General features: G+C 71.0%; 1 pseudogene. It reads right to left on the bottom strand.

From position 1 onward, the window contains the following. Positions 1–40: 40 nt before the first annotated feature. Positions 41–503 (bottom strand): annotated as a pseudogene (locus TW83_RS17710) (type III polyketide synthase); the annotation flags it as partial.

The raw sequence follows: 503 nt of genomic DNA, 5'->3' as shown, positions 1-503 counted from the left end.
GAAGGCGATGAAGGCCAGGGACGCGGCGTGATGCTCCATCCTACTGCACCGTGATCGGCAGGACCGACAGTGTGAAGCCCGGCCCAAGCGCCATGGCCAGCAGCGATCCGCGCGTGCCCGCGCGCAGCACCTGTTCCAGGACGAACAGGACGGTCGGGGCGGACATGTTGCCGTTCTGCGCCAGGACCCGGCGTTCGACGTCCAGCGACCCCTCCGGCAGGGACAGCGTGGTCTCCAGCGCGGTGATGACCTTTGCGCCGCCCGGGTGGCAGACGTGGCGGTCGACCGGATGATCCGGGATCAGGCCGTCCAGCGCCGGCCGCAATTCCGCCTCGGCAAAGCTGGGGATCGATCGGTCGAAGATGACGCCCAGGCCGGTTTCCTCGACCGTCCAGCCCATGATGCCCAGGGTGTCGGGCCACATGTGCTGGCGGCCCCGTCCGATCCGGGGGCGCGCATCGTCGGCCGCGTGGCCCGCGCGCAGGATGACCGCCGCGGCCCCG

Source organism: Paracoccus sp. S4493, from assembly GCF_000967735.1.
Classification (GTDB): Bacteria; Pseudomonadota; Alphaproteobacteria; order Rhodobacterales; family Rhodobacteraceae; genus Paracoccus; species Paracoccus marcusii.
Note: the sequence above shows the minus strand (reverse complement) of the source record. Positions and strands in the feature narration are given on the sequence as shown.